The organism is Bacteroides faecis (assembly GCF_020091505.1).
Taxonomy (GTDB): domain Bacteria; phylum Bacteroidota; class Bacteroidia; order Bacteroidales; family Bacteroidaceae; genus Bacteroides; species Bacteroides faecis.
Genome location: NZ_CP081916.1, coordinates 4,734,188 through 4,754,548, shown reverse-complemented (window position 1 = coordinate 4,754,548; position 20,361 = coordinate 4,734,188). Strand labels below are relative to the sequence as shown.

18 protein-coding genes and 1 tRNA gene are annotated in these 20,361 nt (G+C 43.7%); 11 read left to right on the top strand and 8 right to left on the bottom strand.

Annotated features, from left to right (window positions below; translation table 11 throughout):
• The first annotated feature begins 38 nt into the window (after positions 1-38).
• The 8 genes from ruvX (at position 39) to K6V30_RS18580 (ending at position 7,727) form a co-directional block, all read left to right on the top strand.
• Entirely contained in the window at positions 39-455 is a 417-nt protein-coding gene (ruvX, locus tag K6V30_RS18615; RefSeq protein WP_008760699.1) for a Holliday junction resolvase RuvX, read from the top strand.
• Positions 456-500: 45 nt separating this feature from the next.
• A complete protein-coding gene (gene def, locus K6V30_RS18610; RefSeq protein WP_022302404.1) occupies positions 501-1,055 on the top strand; it encodes a peptide deformylase in 555 nt (184 codons plus the stop codon).
• A 76-nt stretch (positions 1,056-1,131) separates the two neighbouring features.
• Entirely contained in the window at positions 1,132-3,177 is a 2,046-nt protein-coding gene (locus K6V30_RS18605) for a tetratricopeptide repeat protein (RefSeq protein ID WP_022302403.1), read from the top strand.
• 82 nt (positions 3,178-3,259) lie between these two features.
• The gene (gene thrS, locus K6V30_RS18600) at positions 3,260-5,200 is read left to right on the top strand and encodes a threonine--tRNA ligase (RefSeq protein ID WP_008766072.1); all 1,941 of its coding nucleotides are present in this window, start codon (positions 3,260-3,262) and stop codon (positions 5,198-5,200) included.
• Positions 5,201-5,270: 70 nt separating this feature from the next.
• Entirely contained in the window at positions 5,271-5,876 is a 606-nt protein-coding gene (infC, locus tag K6V30_RS18595) for a translation initiation factor IF-3 (RefSeq protein WP_010537703.1), read from the top strand.
• 73 nt (positions 5,877-5,949) lie between these two features.
• Entirely contained in the window at positions 5,950-6,147 is a 198-nt protein-coding gene (rpmI, locus tag K6V30_RS18590; protein WP_004297539.1) for a 50S ribosomal protein L35, read from the top strand.
• Positions 6,148-6,246: 99 nt separating this feature from the next.
• Complete coding sequence (gene rplT, locus K6V30_RS18585) at positions 6,247-6,597, top strand: 50S ribosomal protein L20 (RefSeq protein WP_004297540.1); 351 nt, start codon at positions 6,247-6,249, stop codon at positions 6,595-6,597.
• Positions 6,598-6,956: 359 nt separating this feature from the next.
• The gene (locus K6V30_RS18580) at positions 6,957-7,727 is read left to right on the top strand and encodes an EFR1 family ferrodoxin (protein WP_022301555.1); all 771 of its coding nucleotides are present in this window, start codon (positions 6,957-6,959) and stop codon (positions 7,725-7,727) included.
• Here K6V30_RS18580 and xpt read toward each other — a convergent pair.
• The 8 genes from xpt to K6V30_RS18540 all read right to left on the bottom strand — a co-directional run bounded on the left by xpt (position 7,721) and on the right by K6V30_RS18540 (position 15,470).
• Entirely contained in the window at positions 7,721-8,293 is a 573-nt protein-coding gene (gene xpt / locus K6V30_RS18575; protein WP_022301554.1) for a xanthine phosphoribosyltransferase, read from the bottom strand. The two genes, K6V30_RS18580 and xpt, sit on opposite strands and share 7 nt — an antisense overlap.
• A gap of 96 nt (positions 8,294-8,389) precedes the next feature.
• Positions 8,390-9,697 (bottom strand): phenylacetate--CoA ligase, encoded by a 1,308-nt coding sequence (locus K6V30_RS18570; protein ID WP_055271114.1) that lies wholly within the window; start codon positions 9,695-9,697, stop codon positions 8,390-8,392.
• An 11-nt stretch (positions 9,698-9,708) separates the two neighbouring features.
• Positions 9,709-10,293, bottom strand: a complete 585-nt coding sequence (locus tag K6V30_RS18565; RefSeq protein ID WP_010537707.1) for an indolepyruvate oxidoreductase subunit beta — start codon at positions 10,291-10,293, stop codon at positions 9,709-9,711.
• 3 nt (positions 10,294-10,296) lie between these two features.
• Positions 10,297-11,889 (bottom strand): thiamine pyrophosphate-dependent enzyme, encoded by a 1,593-nt coding sequence (locus tag K6V30_RS18560; RefSeq protein WP_010537708.1) that lies wholly within the window; start codon positions 11,887-11,889, stop codon positions 10,297-10,299.
• A gap of 80 nt (positions 11,890-11,969) precedes the next feature.
• The gene (gene mltG, locus K6V30_RS18555) at positions 11,970-13,007 is read right to left on the bottom strand and encodes an endolytic transglycosylase MltG (protein ID WP_010537709.1); all 1,038 of its coding nucleotides are present in this window, start codon (positions 13,005-13,007) and stop codon (positions 11,970-11,972) included.
• 104 nt (positions 13,008-13,111) lie between these two features.
• Positions 13,112-13,993: a DNA/RNA non-specific endonuclease gene (locus K6V30_RS18550; protein WP_022301095.1), complete on the bottom strand. Its 882-nt coding sequence runs from the start codon at positions 13,991-13,993 to the stop codon at positions 13,112-13,114.
• A 66-nt stretch (positions 13,994-14,059) separates the two neighbouring features.
• A tRNA-Thr gene (locus tag K6V30_RS18545) sits at positions 14,060-14,132 on the bottom strand.
• A gap of 129 nt (positions 14,133-14,261) precedes the next feature.
• A complete protein-coding gene (locus K6V30_RS18540; protein WP_010537711.1) occupies positions 14,262-15,470 on the bottom strand; it encodes an ROK family transcriptional regulator in 1,209 nt (402 codons plus the stop codon).
• A gap of 342 nt (positions 15,471-15,812) precedes the next feature.
• Here K6V30_RS18540 and K6V30_RS18535 point away from each other — a divergent pair, with 342 nt between their 5' ends.
• The 3 genes from K6V30_RS18535 to K6V30_RS18525 all read left to right on the top strand — a co-directional run bounded on the left by K6V30_RS18535 (position 15,813) and on the right by K6V30_RS18525 (position 20,309).
• Positions 15,813-17,690, top strand: a complete 1,878-nt coding sequence (locus tag K6V30_RS18535) for an FAD-dependent oxidoreductase (protein WP_055271116.1) — start codon at positions 15,813-15,815, stop codon at positions 17,688-17,690.
• 91 nt (positions 17,691-17,781) lie between these two features.
• Positions 17,782-18,882, top strand: coding sequence for a DUF4434 domain-containing protein (locus K6V30_RS18530; protein ID WP_010537713.1), 1,101 nt, complete (start codon positions 17,782-17,784; stop codon positions 18,880-18,882).
• 5 nt (positions 18,883-18,887) lie between these two features.
• Positions 18,888-20,309: a sugar porter family MFS transporter gene (locus K6V30_RS18525; RefSeq protein ID WP_055271118.1), complete on the top strand. Its 1,422-nt coding sequence runs from the start codon at positions 18,888-18,890 to the stop codon at positions 20,307-20,309.
• Positions 20,310-20,361: the final 52 nt, after the last annotated feature.

The window sequence follows — 20,361 nt, the reverse complement described above, 5'->3', positions numbered from 1 at the left end:
CTTTCGCGGGAAGCGTCTTTTTTGTATTTTTGTACCCCATGAGCAGAATAGTAGCTATAGATTATGGAAGGAAGCGTACGGGAATAGCCGTAAGCGATACGTTGCAACTGATTGCAAACGGACTGACCACGGTGCCTACACACGAACTTTTGAATTTTATCGGTGAGTACGTGGCAAAGGAACCGGTAGAGCGGATCATCATAGGATTGCCCAAACAGATGAATAATGAAGCGTCGGAAAATATGAAGAACATCGAACCCTTTGTCCGTTCATTGAAGAAACGCTTTCCGGAGCTTCCTGTAGAATATGTGGACGAGCGTTTTACGTCCGTTCTCGCGCATCGCACCATGCTGGAGGCGGGGCTGAAAAAGAAGGACCGGCAGAATAAAGCACTGGTGGATGAGATAAGCGCGACTATTATTCTGCAAACATATTTGGAGAGTAAACGTTTTTAATAATAAGACAGAGAATAATTTAATTTTTTAGCAGAGTATAAAAATATGATTTTACCAATTTATGTATATGGCCAGCCTGTTCTGAGAAAGGTGGCAGAGGACATAACCCCGGAGTATCCGAACCTGAAAGAGCTGATTGCAAATATGTTTGAAACAATGGTGCATGCAGATGGCGTGGGACTGGCTGCTCCGCAGATCGGACTGCCGATCCGTGTCGTTACAATTACCTTAGATCCGCTTTCGGAGGACTATCCGGAATTTAAGGATTTTAATAAAGCATATATCAATCCTCATATCATCGAAGTAGGTGGCGAAGAAGTCAGTATGGAAGAAGGCTGCCTGAGTCTGCCCGGTATTCATGAGGCTGTGAAAAGAGGGGATAAGATCCGTGTGAAATACATGGACGAGAACTTCGTGGAGCACGATGAGGTGGTGGAAGGCTATCTGGCAAGGGTGATGCAGCATGAGTTCGACCATTTGGACGGAAAGATGTTTATCGACCACCTTTCTCCGCTACGCAAACAAATGATAAGAGGAAAATTAAATACGATGCTGAAAGGAAAAGCACGTAGTTCATATAAGATGAAACAGGTGAAATAAAGATAAAAAACGTTTATATCCCTGTTAAGTAAGCGAAAAGCATTATTTTTGTTTCGTTTACAAGCATAAAATATCAATGATAAAAAGAATACTAACAGTTTTATTGCTGTTCCCCACACTGGTTTGTGCTCAGATTAATACAGAGCGGGTGATGACTATCGCCCGCAATGCATTGTATTTTGAGGACTATGTGCTATCTATCCAGTATTTCAACCAGGTAATTAACGCGAAGCCCTATTTGTATGAGCCCTATTTTTTCAGGGCGCTGGCAAAGGTGAACCTGGAAGATTACCAGGGAGCGGAAGCGGATTGTAATGAAGCAATCAAGCGGAATCCGTTTGTTGTAGGGGCATATCAGGTTCGTGGATTGGCGCGGATTCGTCAGAATAAATTTGACGGAGCGATCGAAGATTATCAGAAAGCATTGCACTATGATCCCGAAAATATCACTTTGTGGCATAATCTGACCTTATCTCATATTCAGAAAAAGGATTACGATGCGGCAAAGGAGGATTTGGAAAGCTTGCTGAAGGTTTCTCCGCGATATACACGTGCTTATCTGATGAGGGGAGAGGTCTCTTTGCAGCAGAAGGATACGGTTGCGGCATTGAAGGACTTTAATACGGCTCTCGAACTGGATAAGTATGATCCGGATGCCTGGTCGGCAAGAGCTATCGTCCGCTTGCAGCAGGCGAACTATGCAGAGGCGGAAGCGGATCTGGACCGTGCGATTCATCTGAGCGCGAAGAATGCGGGAAATTATATTAATCGTGCTTTGGCCAGATTTCATCAGAATAATCTGAGAGGGGCCATGAGCGATTATGATCTGGCTTTGGATATTGATCCGAACAACTTTATCGGACATTATAACCGTGGTTTGCTCCGTGCCCGTGTCGGGGATGATAACCGTGCCATCGAAGACTTCGATTTTGTGATCCAGATGGAACCGGATAATATGATGGCTATCTTCAACCGTGCGTTGCTTCGTGCACAGACGGGAGATTACCGTGGGGCTATCAAGGACTATACGACAGTTATCGACCAGTATCCGAACTTCCTCGCAGGATATTATCATCGTGCGGAAGCCCGCAAGAAGATCGGCGACAAGAAGGGGGCGGAACAGGATGACTTTAAACTGCTGAAGGCGCAGCTTGACAAGCAGAATGGAGTAGCGGACAAAGACGTTGCCCAGAATAAGGACAAGGAGAATCAGAACGGCGAGAATGGAGACGAAGGCGAGGAAGGAAAAACTCGTAAGAAGTCTGATAAGAACATGAACAACTATCGTAAGATTGTGATTGCCGATGATTCTGAAGCTGACCAGCGCTATACAAGTGATTACCGCGGACGGGTACAGGATAAGAATGTGAACATTAAACTGGAGCCGATGTTTGCTCTGACTTATTATGAGAAATCGAGTGAAGTGAAGCGTTCGGTGAATTTCCACAAGTTTATCGAAGATTTGAATCTGTCGAATGTACTGCCGAAGCGTATCCGTATCACCAATATGGAAGCTCCGCTGACAGAAGAACAGGTGAAATTCCATTTTGCCTTGATAGACACGCACACCTCGGCTATTGTGGCCGATGACAAAAGTGCTCCGAAGCGTTTTGCCCGTGCCATTGATTTTTATCTGGTGCAGGACTTCTCCAGTGCGGTTGCCGACCTGACTCAGGCTATATTGCTGGACGGTGATTTCTTCCCGGCTTATTTCATGCGCTCGCTGATTCGTTGTAAGCAACTGGAATATCAGAAGGCTGAACAGGCTGCCGAAGCGGACTTGCCGAGTGGCGGTGCTGCCAAGGAAGTGAGTGCGGTGGATTATGAAGTGGTCAGAAAAGACTTGGACAAGGTGATCACGCTGGCTCCGGACTTTGTTTACGCTTATTATAATCGTGCCAATGTAGCGGCTATGCTGAAGGATTACCGGGCTGCGATTGTCGACTATGATAAGGCGATTCAGCTGGCTCCGGACTTTGCAGACGCTTATTTCAACCGGGGGCTTACGCATATTTTCTTGGGTAACAATAAGGCGGGAATCTCTGATTTGAGCAAAGCCGGCGAACTGGGAGTTGTTTCTGCTTACAACGTGATCAAACGTTTCACAGAACAGGCTGAATAACATTTTTTTGATAAAAAATAGAAAACTCAAAAGATTTCGTTACTTTTGCGTGCTAATTATGAAAATATAACATCATCATATTATGATAAAGATAACATTTCCCGATGGCTCCGTTCGTGAGTATAACGAAGGAGTGAACGGTTTACAGATTGCAGAAAGTATCAGTTCACGTTTGGCACAGGATGTGCTGGCATGTGGTGTGAACGGCGAGACTTATGATTTAGGACGTCCTATTAATGAAGATGCTGATTTCGTACTTTATAAATGGGATGATGAGGAAGGTAAACATGCATTTTGGCACACAAGCGCTCACTTGCTGGCTGAAGCTTTGCAGGAACTTTATCCGGGTATCCAGTTTGGTATCGGACCGGCTATCGAAAACGGTTTCTACTATGATGTAGACCCGGGAGAAGCCGTGATTAAAGAAAGTGACCTGCCTGCTATCGAGGCGAAGATGCTTGAATTGTCGGCAAAGAAAGAAGCGGTAGTCAGAGAAAGCATTTCGAAGACGGACGCTCTGAAAATGTTCGGCGACCGTGGCGAAACGTATAAATGTGAGTTGATCTCCGAACTGGAAGACGGACATATTACCACTTACACTCAGGGTGCATTTACTGACCTTTGCCGTGGTCCTCACTTGATGACGACTGCGCCGATCAAGGCTATCAAGCTGACAACAGTAGCCGGTGCTTACTGGCGCGGTCACGAAGACCGTAAGATGCTGACCCGTATCTATGGTATTACATTCCCGAAAAAGAAAATGCTGGATGAATATCTGGTATTACTGGAAGAAGCCAAGAAGCGTGACCACCGTAAGATCGGTAAGGAAATGCAACTGTTTATGTTCTCCGAAACGGTAGGTAAGGGACTTCCGATGTGGTTGCCGAAAGGTACTGCGCTGCGTCTGCGCCTGCAGGAATTCCTGCGTCGTATCCAGACACGCTATGACTACCAGGAAGTAATTACTCCGCCAATCGGCAACAAGCTGTTGTATGTAACTTCCGGCCACTATGCAAAATATGGTAAGGATGCTTTCCAACCGATTCATACTCCGGAAGAAGGAGAGGAGTACTTCCTGAAACCCATGAACTGTCCGCATCACTGCGAGATATACAAGAATTTCCCGCGTTCGTACAAGGATCTTCCGTTGCGTATCGCAGAATTCGGTACGGTATGCCGCTATGAACAAAGTGGTGAGCTTCACGGTTTAACTCGTGTACGCAGCTTTACTCAGGATGACGCGCATATTTTCTGCCGTCCGGATCAGGTGAAAGATGAGTTCCTCCGTGTGATGGATATCATTTCTATCGTGTTCCGTTCAATGAATTTCCAGAACTTCGAGGCTCAGATATCACTCCGTGATAAAGTGAACCGTGAAAAATATATCGGTAGCGACGACAACTGGGAGAAAGCTGAACAGGCTATTATCGAAGCTTGTGAGGAAAAAGGTCTGCCGGCGAAGATTGAGTACGGTGAAGCCGCTTTCTATGGTCCTAAGCTCGACTTTATGGTAAAAGATGCTATCGGTCGCCGTTGGCAGCTGGGAACGATTCAGGTAGACTATAACTTACCGGAACGTTTTGAACTGGAATACATGGGATCTGACAACCAGAAACACCGTCCGGTAATGATTCACCGCGCACCGTTCGGATCAATGGAACGCTTTGTTGCCGTACTGATCGAACACACTGCCGGTAAGTTCCCGTTGTGGCTGACTCCGGATCAGGTGGCTATCCTGCCGATCAGTGAGAAGTTCAATGAGTATGCGGAACAGGTGAAGATGTATCTGAAAATGCATGAGATTCGCGCTATTGTGGACGACCGCAACGAAAAGATCGGGCGTAAGATCCGTGACAATGAAATGAAACGCATTCCTTATATGCTGATTGTAGGTGAAAAAGAAGCTGAAAATGGTGAAGTTTCTGTTCGCAGACAAGGGGAAGGCGACAAAGGAACCATGAAATATGAAGAATTTGCTAAAATTTTGAACGAAGAAGTTCAGAATATGATAAATAAATGGTAACTTTGCAGCCGTTTCATGATAAATATTTAGTAGAACAATAAAAAATCAAACTAGGAAGTAAACGTTTTTAATGAAGAATGACACTTTAAAAGGGCAATATAGAATCAATGAACAGATTCGTGCCAAAGAAGTCCGCATCGTGGGCGACGAGATTGAACCGAAAGTATATCCTATCTTTCAGGCCTTGAAAATGGCCGAAGAGAAAGAACTGGATTTAGTTGAAATTTCCCCCAATGCTCAACCTCCTGTTTGTCGTATTATTGATTACTCTAAATTTCTTTATCAATTAAAGAAACGCCAGAAGGAGCAGAAAGCGAAGCAGGTTAAAGTGAACGTGAAGGAAATCCGTTTCGGACCTCAGACTGACGATCATGATTACAACTTTAAGCTGAAACATGCCAGAGGCTTTCTGGAAGACGGGGATAAGGTAAAGGCTTATGTATTCTTTAAGGGGCGTTCCATCCTTTTCAAGGAACAAGGTGAAGTGTTGCTGCTTCGTTTTGCCAACGATCTCGAGGATTATGCAAAGGTGGATCAGATGCCGGTACTGGAAGGAAAGCGTATGACAATCCAGCTCTCTCCGAAGAAGAAAGAAGCGCCTAAGAAGCCTTCAGTTTCCAAACCGGTAACTCCGGGGCAAAAGGCTGAAAAGCCGGAAGCAGGCGAGGAAGAATAAAAAAGAATGAGTGCGTGGCGCGCAGGTATAGTGCGTCACCATTATATATTTAATAATTTTAAAAACAAGTAAGATGCCAAAGATGAAGACTAACTCCGGTTCTAAAAAAAGGTTTACCCTTACCGGAACAGGTAAAATCAAAAGAAAGCACGCTTTTCACAGTCACATTCTGACTAAGAAATCGAAAAAGAGAAAAAGAAATCTGTGCTACTCAACAACTGTTGATACAACAAATGTAAGCCAGGTTAAGGAACTCTTAGCAATGAAGTAATCAAAAGCGTACAAAGTATTATTAAAGTATTAACCGAATGCTTTAGCCTGAAGTTCGTTGCGTGAAGTAACGGCGCTAACATTCAAAAAAAGTAAAACTATGCCAAGATCAGTAAATCATGTTGCTTCAAAAGCAAGAAGAAAGAAAATTTTGAAATTAACCAGAGGTTACTTTGGTGCAAGAAAAAATGTATGGACCGTAGCTAAAAACACTTGGGAAAAGGGTTTGACTTACGCGTTCCGTGACCGTAGAAATAAGAAAAGAAACTTCCGCGCTCTTTGGATACAACGTATCAACGCTGCTGCACGTCTTGAAGGAATGTCTTATTCTAAATTGATGGGCGGTTTGCACAAAGCCGGTATTGAAATAAATCGTAAGGTTTTGGCTGATTTAGCAATGAATCATCCGGAAGCTTTCAAAGCTGTGGTTGCTAAAGCAAAAGCTGCTTAAGTTTCAATCGTTTAGGATTTACAAAGTGTCAGTTATCGAAGCGGTAACTGGCACTTTTCTTTTGTTAGGCGGAGAGAAAGGATGAAAAAAAATGTTAGTAGGCAAACAAATTCTTTCTTTTTCTTGCTATTCTCAGAGAATCTTATTACATTTGTGATACAAAAATATTAGCCGTATCGACTGGATCGGGAAACTCTTCAAATTAATCTGATGCACCGAGAAAGCTTCGTTCTTCAATGGCGGGCCACATCCTTCGGGACAGCTTTTAAGCCGGTGGATTACAAAGAGGGCGAGCGCTCAAATCTTGTTCTATCAGAGTTTCATCACATCGTCGATGCGGCTTTTTTATATACTTTTCTATGATATTCTATTTTTCAGGTACAGGTAACTCTAAATGGATTGCGAATCAGCTTTCCAAAAAACAACAAGAAGATTTGTTTTTTATTCCCGATGCATGGAAGAATGATACATGGGAGTTCTCTCTGCAGGAGGATGAGAAGATCGGTTTTGTCTTTCCGGTATATTCGTGGGCGCCTCCTGTGATTGTACAGGAGTTTATTCGTAAGCTGTCTTTGAAAGGTTATCGGCAGCAATATTTGTTTTTCGTGTGCTCGTGTGGAGATGATACGGGGCTGACTCAGCAGGTGATGGAAAAAGCACTGGCTGCGAAGGGATGGACGTGTAATGCCGGATTTTCGGTGATTATGCCCAATAACTATGTCTTGTTTCCCGGATTTGATGTGGATAGCAAGGAGTTGGAAGAGAAGAAACTGGCGGAAGCGGTTCCGGCGCTGGAAAGGGTCAATCGGTTGATAGCCGAAAAGGAATATGTGTTTGCTTGTAAAGAGGGGAGTTTTCCTTTTCTCAAGACACGGATTATAAATCCGTTATTTGTTCGTTATCAGATGTCTCCCAAGCCTTTCTATGCTACGGACGACTGTATCGGATGCAAACGGTGTGAGAAAAGTTGTCCGGTAGGGAATATCACGATGAAGGACAGAAAGCCTGCCTGGGGGAATAACTGCACCGCCTGCCTGGCATGTTATCATGTGTGTCCTCAGCAAGCGGTGCAGTATGGTAAAAAGACCAAAGGCAAGGGACATTATTTCAACCCCGACTCTGCTTATTGATCTTTTATTTTGATACAGCAGTTGGACAGGTCTTCGATGATGGCAAGGCTTTCTACCCTGACGCCTTTCTCTTCCAGTATTTTGCGCCCGTTTTGGAAAGCTTTTTCGATAATGAATCCCATTCCTACCAATTTTGCTCCGGATTGCTCTATGAGGTCGAGAATGCCTAGTGCGGCGTTTCCATAAGCGAGGAAGTCGTCAACGAAAAGGACATTGTCACCGGGAGTCAGAAAATCGGCACTGATTACCACTTCATAATCACGGTCTTTAGTGAATGAATGTACGGTAGTGCTTAGTGCGTTCTGAATGGTCTTGGGTGATTTCTTTTTGGCGAATACGACTGGTAAGTCCATCAGATAGCCGGTCATGATGGCAGGAGCGATGCCGCTTGCCTCGATAGTCATGATCTTGTTTACGTTTGTGGCTGCAAAGCGGCGGACAAATTCTACTCCGATTGATTTCATCAGGACAGGGTCCATCTGGTGATTAATAAAACCATCTACTTTCAGGATACCTCCTTCGTAGCACTTTCCGTCCTGCAGGATTCTTTTTTTTAGTAATTGCATTATAATCTAATAATTAAATAATGTGCTAATATGCCATTTGTTACTGATATCACGCAGTATTGGGTTGGCATATTAGCACATCGGCTATTTGAATATTTATTTGTTGTCTCTTAAGTCCTTCACTCTGACGGCTTTTCCCTCGCTTTGCGGGAGAGACCCTTTCTTTACCAGTTTTACTTTTGGAGTAACCAGTATTTCATCTTTTAATTGACGGATAATATCTCTGCGGATCTTTTCCAGTTCGATATAGTTGTCTGTAGAAAGATCGCTTAGTTCCACTTCGACGATCATCTCGTCCTGATTGTTGACTGTCTCCAGTGTAATCAGATAGTTGCTTCCTAACTCCGGGAACTGAACCAGAATCTTTTCGACCTGCATCGGGAAGATGTTGACTCCCTTGATGATAAACATATCGTCACTGCGTCCTTTGATTCGGTCGATGCGGAGATGAGTACGGCCACACGGACATTTTCCGGGTAGTATGCGGGTGAGGTCGCGGGTGCGGTAGCGGATGAGCGGCATCATTTCACGGTCAAGTGTAGTGAGTACCAACTCACCGATTTCTCCTTCGGGAACAGGTTCGCCTGTTTCGGAATCGATGATTTCTACCAGGTAGCAATCTTCCCAGAAGTGCATTCCGTTCTGTTCCTGACATTCGAAGGCAACGCCGGGACCATTCATTTCCGTCATACCAAAACTGTTGTATGCTTTCACATTCAACATCCGTTCTATTTTCCGGCGCTGTTCGTCGGTATGTGGTTCGGCACCGATCACTAAGGTTTTCAGAGTTGTTTCTCTCGGATCGATTCCTTCTTCCTGAAACACTTCGGCAAGGCGGATAGCGTAGCTCGGAATGGCGTGTAAAGCGGTTGTCTTAAAGTCGTTGATGAATTTTATCTGCCGTTTGCTGTTTCCGGCAGCGGCAGGTACGGTGAGGCAGCCAAGACGCTCCGCGCCATATTGGAAGCCCAGTCCACCTGTAAACATCCCATATCCGGAACTGTTCTGGAAGACATCTGTCTGGCGGATTCCTACCATATAAAGGCAACGGGCTACCAGATTGGCCCACGAGTCGAGGTCATGTTGTGAATGTACGATGACTGTCGGGTTTCCTGTGGTTCCACTGGAAGAGTGGATACGTACACCGTCGCTTTTCATGTCGCCTGCCACTAGTCCGAAGGGGTAGTTGGCGCGCATGTCCGATTTAGTGGTGAAAGGGATTTTGCGGATATCGTCCAATGACCGGATGCTGTCTCCGGTGATGCCGTTCTTGCTGAAGACCTCTTTGTAATAAGGTGAGTTAGCGGCTATGTTAATCGTTTTTTTGAGTCGCTGAAGCTGCAGTTCCTGCAACTTCTCGCGACTCATGGTTTCAATTTCTTCTTCCCAGTATTGTGTACTCATGATTGTGATAGTTATTGCATTAGCTTTTCTGCAATTTCCTTGCCGGCAGCCAGTGCTTTAAGATTCATTTCGACAATTGCTTCTCCTTTGCGCAGGAAGATTTCGCGGATGCTGTCTTGCACCTTCTCATAATCGATACCGAGGAATGGAATGGTTGCCCCCAGCAAAACGATATTGGCGACCCGTGCAGAACCTACTTCTTTTGCCACTTTATCCACATTCAGTACGATCTTGTGCGGCAATTTATTGATTTCAGCCATTACTTTGTCTTCTTCCGGATAATTGGGGATGTTGACGAACGGAGTTTCGTTGGTTACCAGCCAGCCTTCCGAACTGAGATAAGGAAGATAGCGCAGACCTTCCATCGGTTCCAGCGAAATGATAAGGTCGCATTTGCCGGATGGTATCAGATCCGAAGCAATCGGCTTGTCGCTGATGCGGAGGTTGGATTGAACGTCTCCACCACGCTGGCTCATTCCGTGTACTTCTGCTTGCTTCATGTAAAGTCCTTCTTTCAAAGCAGCTTTACCGATTACTGTAGCGATGGATAAAATTCCCTGTCCACCTACTCCTGATAGTATAATGTCTTTTTTCATGGCTTACTTACTTCTTTTTTTGCGTGCTAATGTTTGGATACACTCTCTGCGCGGGATGATGACGGATACGCCGTTGTATTCGATTTCCTCGCGTATGATCTGTCTCATTTCCTCGTGGTTCTTTTTCAATGGAACAACGACACGGATATGGGCGGGATCGACTCCCAGACCGATACAGATGGATTCGATGCGTCCTGTGCCGGCAGAGTCCTGGCCGCCGGTCATTGCTGTTGTCTCATTGTCTGAAATGACGATAACGACGTTGGCATTTTCGTTGACACAGTCCAGTAAGCCGGTCATTCCGGAGTGTGTAAAGGTGGAATCACCGATAACGGCAACGGACGGATGAAGACCTCCGTCAGCCGCACCTTTCGCCATTGTGATGGAAGCACCCATGTCTACGCATGAATTGATTGCGTTGAACGGAGCGTTTGCTCCCAAGGTATAGCAACCGATGTCGCTGAATACCTTATGGGAAGGATATTCTTCCTTAAGTACTTCTGTCAGTGTGATGTACATATCACGGTGCCCGCATCCTTCGCACAGTGCGGGAGGGCGCATTTCTACTACAGAAGGTATGCCGAATTCGGATTTGTTTTCTTTGCCGACTGCGCGTGCTACAGAGTCCGGATTTAATTCTCCGTCTTGTGACAGTGTGCCGTCCAGACGTCCTTTTACTTTGATACCGATGCCCAGATAGCCTTTCAGGTGCTTTTCTACGAATGGTTGTCCGTCTTCCAGTACCAGAATTTCGTCGCAGGATTCAACCAGTTGCAGCAATTGCTTTTTAGGCAATGGATATTGGCCAATTTTAAGTACCGGGTATTCGCAACCTTCGGGATAGTTTTCCATCAGATAGTTGTAACCGATACCACAAGCGATGATTCCCAGTTTTTTGTTAGGACCGTCTGTGTATTTGTTGTAAGGAGACTCTTCGGAAGCCTTGATGAATTCATCCTGGCGTGCAAGTAATGCTTTATAGCGTTTACGGGCATTTCCCGGCAATAGGATAAACTGGCGGGGATCTTCGCTGAATGAGATGCCATTCTGCGGTTTCTGCTCTTTGCGCTCTACTCCGGAACGGGAGTGTGCAAGACGGGTAACCATGCGCATTAAAATCGGTTCGCCTGTCTTTTCTGAGAATTCGAATCCGTTGTATACCATGTCGTATGCCTCCTGCTGGTTACTGGGCTCGTACATCGGTATCAGGGAGAAGTCCCCGTAGAAACGGCTGTCCTGCTCATTCTGTGAAGAGTGCATGCTGGGATCATCGGCTGCTATCACAATCAGTCCCCCTTTCACACCTGTGATGGCAGAATTGACGAAGCAGTCTGCAGCCACATTCATGCCCACATGCTTCATACACACTAAGGCACGTTTGCCTACAAATGACATACCCAGTGCAGCTTCCATGGCAGTTTTTTCGTTGGCACACCAACGGTTATGTATATTCTGCTCAGTGGTTATAGGCGCCATTTGGATATATTCAGTAATCTCAGTTGAAGGAGTACCGGGATAGGCATATACACCTGAAAGTCCGGCATCCAGTGCAGCTTGTGCAATGGCTTCATCGCCAAGTAAGAGTTGCTTGCTCATATATTTCCTTTATTAGTGTTGATCACAGTTTGTTATTCTATCGCGCAAAGATAGCCTTTTTAGCTCGTTTTATCACAAAATTACTTGAAAATCTTTCTTTCATTAAGTGCTTTCCAATATTTTCTTGCATTTGCCATGTGATCGGCATAATTGGATGCGAAATTGTGGGTACCGGAGAAATCTTCTTTCGCGCACATGTAGATGTAATTGTGTTTCGTGTAGTTTAATACACTGTCCAATCCTTTTTTAGAAGGGATACGGATGGGGCCCGGAGGTAATCCGGTGTTAATGTACGTATTGTAGGGGGAATTGACTTTCAGGTGTTCATTGGTGATGCGTCGCAGGCCGAAATCCTGTAAGGCGAACTTGATGGTCGGGTCTGCCTGTAGTGGCATATCTGTGTGCAGGCGGTTGATGTATAAGCCGGCTACCACTGGCTTTTCTTCATTGTTGTTGGTTTCTTCTTCAACAATGGAGGCGAGGGTGCAGACTTCTTCCGGTGTCATGCCGATGGCGGTTGCCCGGGCAAGGCGTTCGTCGTTCCAGAATCGTTGGTGTTCTGTTTGCATACGTTTGAAGAACTCGTCGACGCTCATATCCCAGTATACCTGATAGGTTTCGGGGATAAAGAGGCAAGCCATAGTGATCGGTGTATATCCCATTTCTGCCTGAAATGTGGAATCGAATAAGTGGCGGGCTATCTCGGCGGAGTCGATCATTAGTTGCTTGCCGACACTCCGTGCGAGCCGGTCTAATGTCCGCACGCTTCCGATAGTGAGGTTTATCGGTTCCTGATAACCTCTGGAAAGTCGGCTGAATACATGATATACGTTGTCATTCGGTCGTATTGCATAACGTCCGGTGTGTATGTTTTGATTCAGTTTTTTATATTTTGCCATCCAGAGGAAGCCGGTGAATTGGTTGACATGACCGGTTTGCCTGATCTTATTGTAGATAGAATCTGTCGTATCATCCCGGTCTATATATACATAGACTGTTTTGGAAGGATGAAACTGCGGAGCGAACAGATAATAATAGACTGTTCCTCCGACAATGGCGCACAGAAGGAAGGCTCCGATCAGAATGGATAATAAGATATTCCTTGTTTTCTTTTTCATCTTGAGACGTTACTTTAAAAATTGCGTCAAAGATAGGAAGATTTTGGATAGGAGCGATTCCTTTCAGTGATGAATAGTTGAAATCCGGCTGAATTTGTCGGATGTCAGTGAGGCCACTGGTAATAATCGGCATTGGCTTCTACTTCATTTTCTATTTCATCGGGCAAGGGAGAGAAGAAGTCCATATTGGTCAGCTTCTCGATGCTGTCGATTGTCACTGCGTAGGTGGAAAGCGGCTCTACCGCTTGTCTGTTGTTGAATAAGAACCCGATGCCACGGACCGGCTTGACAAAAGGAGAGAGGACTACTTTGAAGAACCGTTCGGGTACTGCTACTTTGTTTTTTCCGATAGTCCGGGATGACTGGTTGATGATAGGCCCGCATATAATGATGATAGCACTATCGGCTATCGCCCAGTCTCTTATTTTTTCTTCCAGATTTTTCCAGCCCCTTCTGTTGAGTTGTGGATGTTGCGGACACATATTGCTGAAATAGAAGGATTCTTTCATGACTTCAGGGCTCCATTTCATGTCGGCAGCAGGTGCCATGTGTCCTTTGTCATATCCCGAACGTGCATAATCCGCATTGGTTGCAATTGTACCTTTTACTAAAGGGTCGGCAATGAAGTTGTCGCTTCTCTTTTCTTTTCCTTTTGTTTCCTGACGGGTCAGCTCATAAGAAACCCAATTCGGAATTTTCAAATCTTTATTGTAGGAAACCGTATATCCCTTGTGATGAATGATCTGTTCCTGACGGGGAACTGATGAAACGGGAATTTCCAGATCTTTGCCGGAAGGGATGGGGCGGGAAACTGATGTTTCTGTCTGATTCTGACTACTGCTGTGCTGGACACTGTATTGCTGATAGTACAGATAGAGCCCGTAACAAATGGGAATGAGTACAATGACGGCAATGATACATCCTAATCTCTGACTGGAATGTGACTTCTTCTTCTTAAATAATCTCCTGCTCTTACCTCGTTTCATGCGATTTGCTTTGGGGGTTAATAAGAAAAGCGCTAACTATTCTGTAGTTAGCGCTTTATTGTCAAGAGCCGCTAGCCAGACTTGAACTGGCGACCTACGCGTTACGAATGCGTTGCTCTACCAACTGAGCTATAGCGGCGGTTTGTCTCTCGTTTACGGCGTGCAAAATTACAGCTTTATTTGAGAAAACAAAAGGATTCTGAATATTTTTTGAGCTTTAATTTAAAATCGTCCTTTGCCATAACTCTTTGCATAAAGTAGCGGTGGTTTAACTTTCGAACATTCTGCTGCGTGCCAGCATACATGCGCCTACAATGCCTGCTTTATCTTTCAATTTGGACGTAATGATGGCAGAATCTTTATTGACCAGATTGAGTGAATATTTGCGTACCGCTGTCTTGATGGGCTGGGTGATGTAATCTCCTGTTAAAGATACTGTTCCGCCTATAATGACCAGTTCCGGATTAAAGATATTGATTAATCCTGCAATCTGTTTGCCCAGTTTTTGCCCAATTTCCTCGACAATCTCAATGCAAAGCAAATCTTCCTTGTTGACGGCTGTGATGATTTCGTCAAGCGTAATAGGATCTTCTTCTCCGGATATTCGGGTAGAAAGGATAGAACTTTCTCCACTTTGGATGCGTTCCAGAAGAATACGGTGAAGGGCAGAGCCGGATGCTTCTGTTTCCAGGCATCCTTTCTTGCCGCAATGGCAAATGATTTCATTATCGTATGCATTAACATGGCCGAATTCTCCCGAGAATCCTGATTTTCCGGTATAAACTTTGCCGTCGATAATGATTCCGATACCGACTCCCCAGCTGACGTTGACGAAAATAATATCTTTTTCTCCTTTTACACATCCTTGCATATACTCTCCGTAAGTCATGGCACGGGTGTCATTGTCAATGGTCACTTTATGGCCAAGCTTTTCTGATAGAACATCCGCTAACGGGCGTTCTTCAAAATTGAACTGGCTGAAACTATAGCCGGATTCCGGATTGACACGTCCCGATACATTGACATTGATATTTAAAATCTTCTCCTTATTAATAGGAAGCTTTTTTATGAAGTTGAGAATGAGCTTGCATAACTCGTTCATTCCTTCTATCGAGTTCTCAAATTTATAAGGGATATTCATTTTAAGTTCGACCATATCACCCTTAAAGTTGATCAGCCCGATATTGACAGCAAATCTTTTTATGTCTACACCTATAAAATAACCGGATTCCGGATTCAGTCCGTAGAGATTCGGATGGCGCCCTCCGCTGGTTTCCAGTTTCCCATAATCATTAATGTAGCCATCTTCACACATCTCGCCAATAAATTTGGTAATAGTGGGCACACTTAAGTCCAGCTCTTTTGAAAGATCGGGAATGGTGGAACTTCCATTATATATATAATGTGTAATAATCCTCTTTTTAACTAGGGCGTTTTTGGAGCCCATTTCTATTTCTTTCAAAAATTGTTGGTTCATACGTCTTACTTATTTTCTAATATCCACAAAGATAATTAAATTTTTTATTAAATAAAGAGTTTTGTGACGAAAAAATTAGAATTGAATCTCTATATATGCTTTGTTGATTTCCCATAGAGAAGGGAATCTATTATAGATAATTATTTGAAATCTTTTTATATGATGATGTATTATAGTGAGTTATCCTCTAAAATGATAAATATATTTCCCCTATTAATGAATAATAGTGCTAAAATCAACTTTATTAATAAAATATTTTATTATCTATTGTTTATTTAATAAATATAACTATATTTGTACCGTGATATTAATTAAGAAGTGTTGTAACCAAATCGTTCTAAAATGAAAAACTTACTCCAAACACTCTGTGGGCTATTTCTGGTGGTATTCTATTCCTCTTGTATGAATTCAGGAGATAATAGAGTAGATGTACTGATTGTAGGTGGCGGTGCCAGTGGTGTGACCTCAGGAATTCAGGCAGCCCGTATGGGAGCAAATACCTTAATTTTGGAAGAAACTACTTGGTTGGGTGGGATGTTGACTTCGGCAGGTGTAAGTGCCGTCGATGGAAATTATAGATTGCCTGCCGGACTTTGGGGAGAATTCAAAAACAGATTGTCAGATTATTATGGAGGGTTAGATTCCTTGAAGACAGGCTGGGTGAGCAATGTATTATTTGAGCCTTCAGTTGGAAATAGGATCTTTCACGAAATGGTATCGGCAGAAAAGAATCTGAAAGTTTGGAAACAGACTCGCCTTGAAGAAGTAAAAAGGGTGGGTGATGAATGGATAGCTAAAGTGAATGTGGAAGGGCAGGGAACGAAGACTGTCCGGTCGAAGGTGATGATTGATGCTACTGAACTGGGAGATGTGGCAAAAATGTGCGGAGTGGGATATGACATTGGTATGGAGAGCAAAAATGATACACACGAAGATATTGCTCCTGAGAAGCCGAACAATATTGTGCAGGATATCACTTATGTTGCCATATTGAAGGATTATGGAAAGGATGTGACTATTCCGGAACCGGAAGGCTATGATCCTAAAGAATTTGCTTGTGCGTGTGCTAATCCGGTATGTATTACTCCCAAGGAGCCGGACCGTGTCTGGTCTAAAGAAATGATGATTACTTATGGGAAGCTGCCTAATCATAAATATATGATTAACTGGCCGATAGAAGGTAATGATTATTATATCAATCTGATTGAGATGTCTCCGGAGGAACGCGGAAAAGCTTTGGAATATGCCAAACATTATACAATGTGTTTTGTCTATTTCTTGCAGCACGAGCTGGGATACAATACATTGGGCCTGGCAGATGACGAATATCCGACCGAAGACAAGCTACCTTTTATTCCTTATCACAGAGAGTCCAGAAGAATTCACGGATTGGTTCGTTTTAATCTGAATCATGCGCTGAATCCATATACACAAGATGAAAAACTATATCGTACTTGTATCGCAGTAGGCGATTATCCTGTAGATCATCATCATACCCGCTATCATGGCTATGAGGAATTACCTAATCTTTATTTTCATCCGATACCTTCTTATGGTTTACCGTTGGGTACATTGATTCCGAAGGATGTTGATGGCTTGATTGTTGCCGAAAAATCCATTTCAGTATCGAATATCATAAATGGGACGACTCGTTTACAGCCGGTGGTATTGCAGATAGGACAGGCAGCAGGTGCTTTGGCTGCGCTTGCAGTAAAAAATAATCAGAAGATTGATGAAGTCTCTGTCCGTGATGTCCAGAATGCTATTCTGGATGCAAAAGGATATCTGCTTCCTTATCTGGATGTGCCTGTGACGGATGTGAAGTTTGCGTCTTATCAACGGATTGGCTCTACCGGTATATTAAAAGGAGAAGGGAAGAACGTGGATTGGTCTAATCAGACTTGGCTGAGAGCGGATACAGTTTTACTCGCTTCCGAACTGGATGGATTGTTTGATGTATATCCTGCATCAAAAGATGAATGGAAGAAAACCGGAACGGAGAAATTAAGTATTGCAGAAGCCGTTCAGCTTGTCCGGAAAATAGCGGAAAACGAAAGGCTGGCTGTTACCGTTGATCCGGAAACTCTATGGAAAGCATACGGATTTCAGACGTTGGATATGAATCGGGATATCTTGAGAGGAGAAATGGCTGTTTTGATTGATCAGGTTTTAGATCCTTTCAATAAGAAACAGGTGAGCATAACGGGGAAATATATCTGAACCATATAAATGGCGCTCAATTGTTTTTGTGAGACTCTGTATATTCAATAGGTTAACATATATATGAAGTAAAAACAAAAAAATTAAAACTATGGAAACTAATAATCGTAGAGATTTCTTGAAGAAGGCAGCTCTGGCCGGAGCTTCCGCTTTAGTTGCCCCTTCGTTATTTGCAGCCGAGGGAGAGGGAAGGGGAGGACTTTCCCCGATAAACAAGGCTGGCGATTTGGAAAGCAAATTAATTGTTCCTAAAAATAATGGCTTGAAAATTACAGGAACCTTTTTGGATGAAATATCTCATGATATTCCTCATCAGAATTGGGGTGAGAAAGAATGGGATCTGGATTTTCAGCACATGAAGAGAATTGGTATCGACACGGTGATCATGATTCGTTCCGGTTACCGTAAATTTATGACTTATCCTTCGCCTTATTTATTGAAGAAGGGATGTTATATGCCATCAGTCGATTTAGTGGATATGTATTTGCGTCTGGCTGAGAAATATAATATGAAATTCTATTTTGGATTATATGACTCAGGACGTTACTGGGATACAGGTGATTTAAGTTGGGAGATTGAGGATAACAAGTATGTGATTGACGAAGTGTGGAAGATGTACGGAGAGAAGTATAAAAGTTTTGGAGGCTGGTACATCAGCGGAGAAATTAGCCGGGCAACGAAAGGAGCCATTGACGCCTTTCGTGCTATGGGAAAGCAATGTAAAGATGTATCAAACGGACTTCCTACTTTTATCTCTCCGTGGATTGACGGAAAAAAAGCGATCATGGGAACAGGAAAATTGACCAGAGAAGATGCGGTTTCTGTACAACAACACGAAAAAGAATGGAATGAAATTTTCGATGGTATCCATGAGGTGGTAGACGCATGTGCTTTTCAAGATGGACATATTGATTATGATGAATTGGATGCATTCTTCTCTGTCAATAAAAAATTAGCAGATAGGTATGGTATGCAATGCTGGACAAATGCCGAGTCTTTTGACCGTGATATGCCTATTAATTTTCTACCCATTAAATTTGATAAGCTTCGGATGAAGCTCGAAGCTGCCAAACGAGCCGGATATGATAAGGCTATTACCTTCGAGTTTTCTCATTTTATGAGTCCTCAATCTGCTTATTTGCAGGCCGGACATTTATATGATAGATATAGAGAATATTTTGAAATAAAATAAACAATATGAAGTCTGCAATTAACTTTAGCTATCTTATATTCCTTTCTGTTGTGGCTGCATTAGGAGGGTTTTTGTTCGGATATGATACTGCTGTCATCTCCGGAACAATTGCTCAGGTTAGTCAACTTTTTCAACTGGATGCTTTGCAACAAGGATGGTATGTGGGATGCGCTTTGATAGGTTCTATTGTTGGTGTCCTTTTTGCAGGGATTTTGAGTGACAAACTGGGACGAAAATTAACGATGGTTATTTCGGCTGTTTTGTTTTCTACATCTGCTTTGGGTTGTGCTATTTCTGCGGATTTCACTCAACTGGTTATTTATCGCATTATCGGTGGAGTGGGTATTGGAGTCGTTTCTATTGTCTCTCCTTTATATATATCCGAAGTCTCGGTGGCACAGTACAGAGGGCGTCTGGTTTCTCTGTATCAGTTGGCGGTAACTGTTGGATTTCTCGGAGCTTATCTGGTCAATTATCAATTACTTGGATATGCGCAAAGCGGTTCGCAGTTGAGTATAGACTGGTTGAATAAAATATTTGTGACTGAAGTATGGAGAGGAATGTTGGGAATGGAAATGTTGCCGGCTGTGTTGTTCTTCATTATTATATTCTTCATTCCTGAAAGTCCCCGTTGGCTGATCGTAAAAGGAAAAGAAGAAAAAGCTGTCAATATATTAGAGAAAATATATAATTCTGTTTCAGAGGCAACAAGTCAATTAAATGAAACGAAATCCGTTTTGACGTCTGAAACAAAATCTGAATGGGTTTTACTGATGAAACCGGGAATTTTTAAGGCAGTCATCATTGGTGTGTGCATTGCGATTCTAGGTCAATTCATGGGCGTGAATGCCGTACTTTATTACGGTCCTTCTATTTTTGAAAATGCAGGTCTTTCCGGAGGGGATTCTTTATTTTACCAAGTTCTCGTAGGACTAGTTAACACTTTGACCACCGTTCTTGCGCTTGTCATCATCGACAAGGTGGGACGTAAGAAACTGGTTTACTACGGCGTATCGGGCATGGTCGTTTCCCTTCTCCTGATCGGTGCTTACTTCCTTTTCGGCGAAAGCCTGGGAGTATCCAGCCTCTTCCTGCTCATCTTCTTCCTGTTCTATGTATTCTGCTGTGCCGTTTCCATCTGCGCCGTGGTATTCGTGCTCCTCTCGGAGATGTATCCCACCAAGGTGCGCGGACTGGCCATGTCCATTGCAGGATTTGCCTTGTGGATCGGGACGTACCTGATCGGACAGCTCACTCCATGGATGCTCCAGAACCTTACCCCCGCCGGAACATTCTTCCTGTTCGCCATCATGTGCGTGCCTTATATGCTGATTGTCTGGAAGCTTGTGCCGGAAACCACCGGAAAGTCGCTGGAAGAAATTGAAAGATACTGGACCGGTTCGGGACAGCGGGAAAAAAGACCTTAATAACAATAAACTAACAACTGAGAAGTATAGAGGGGCCACAGGCGGTTTTTGT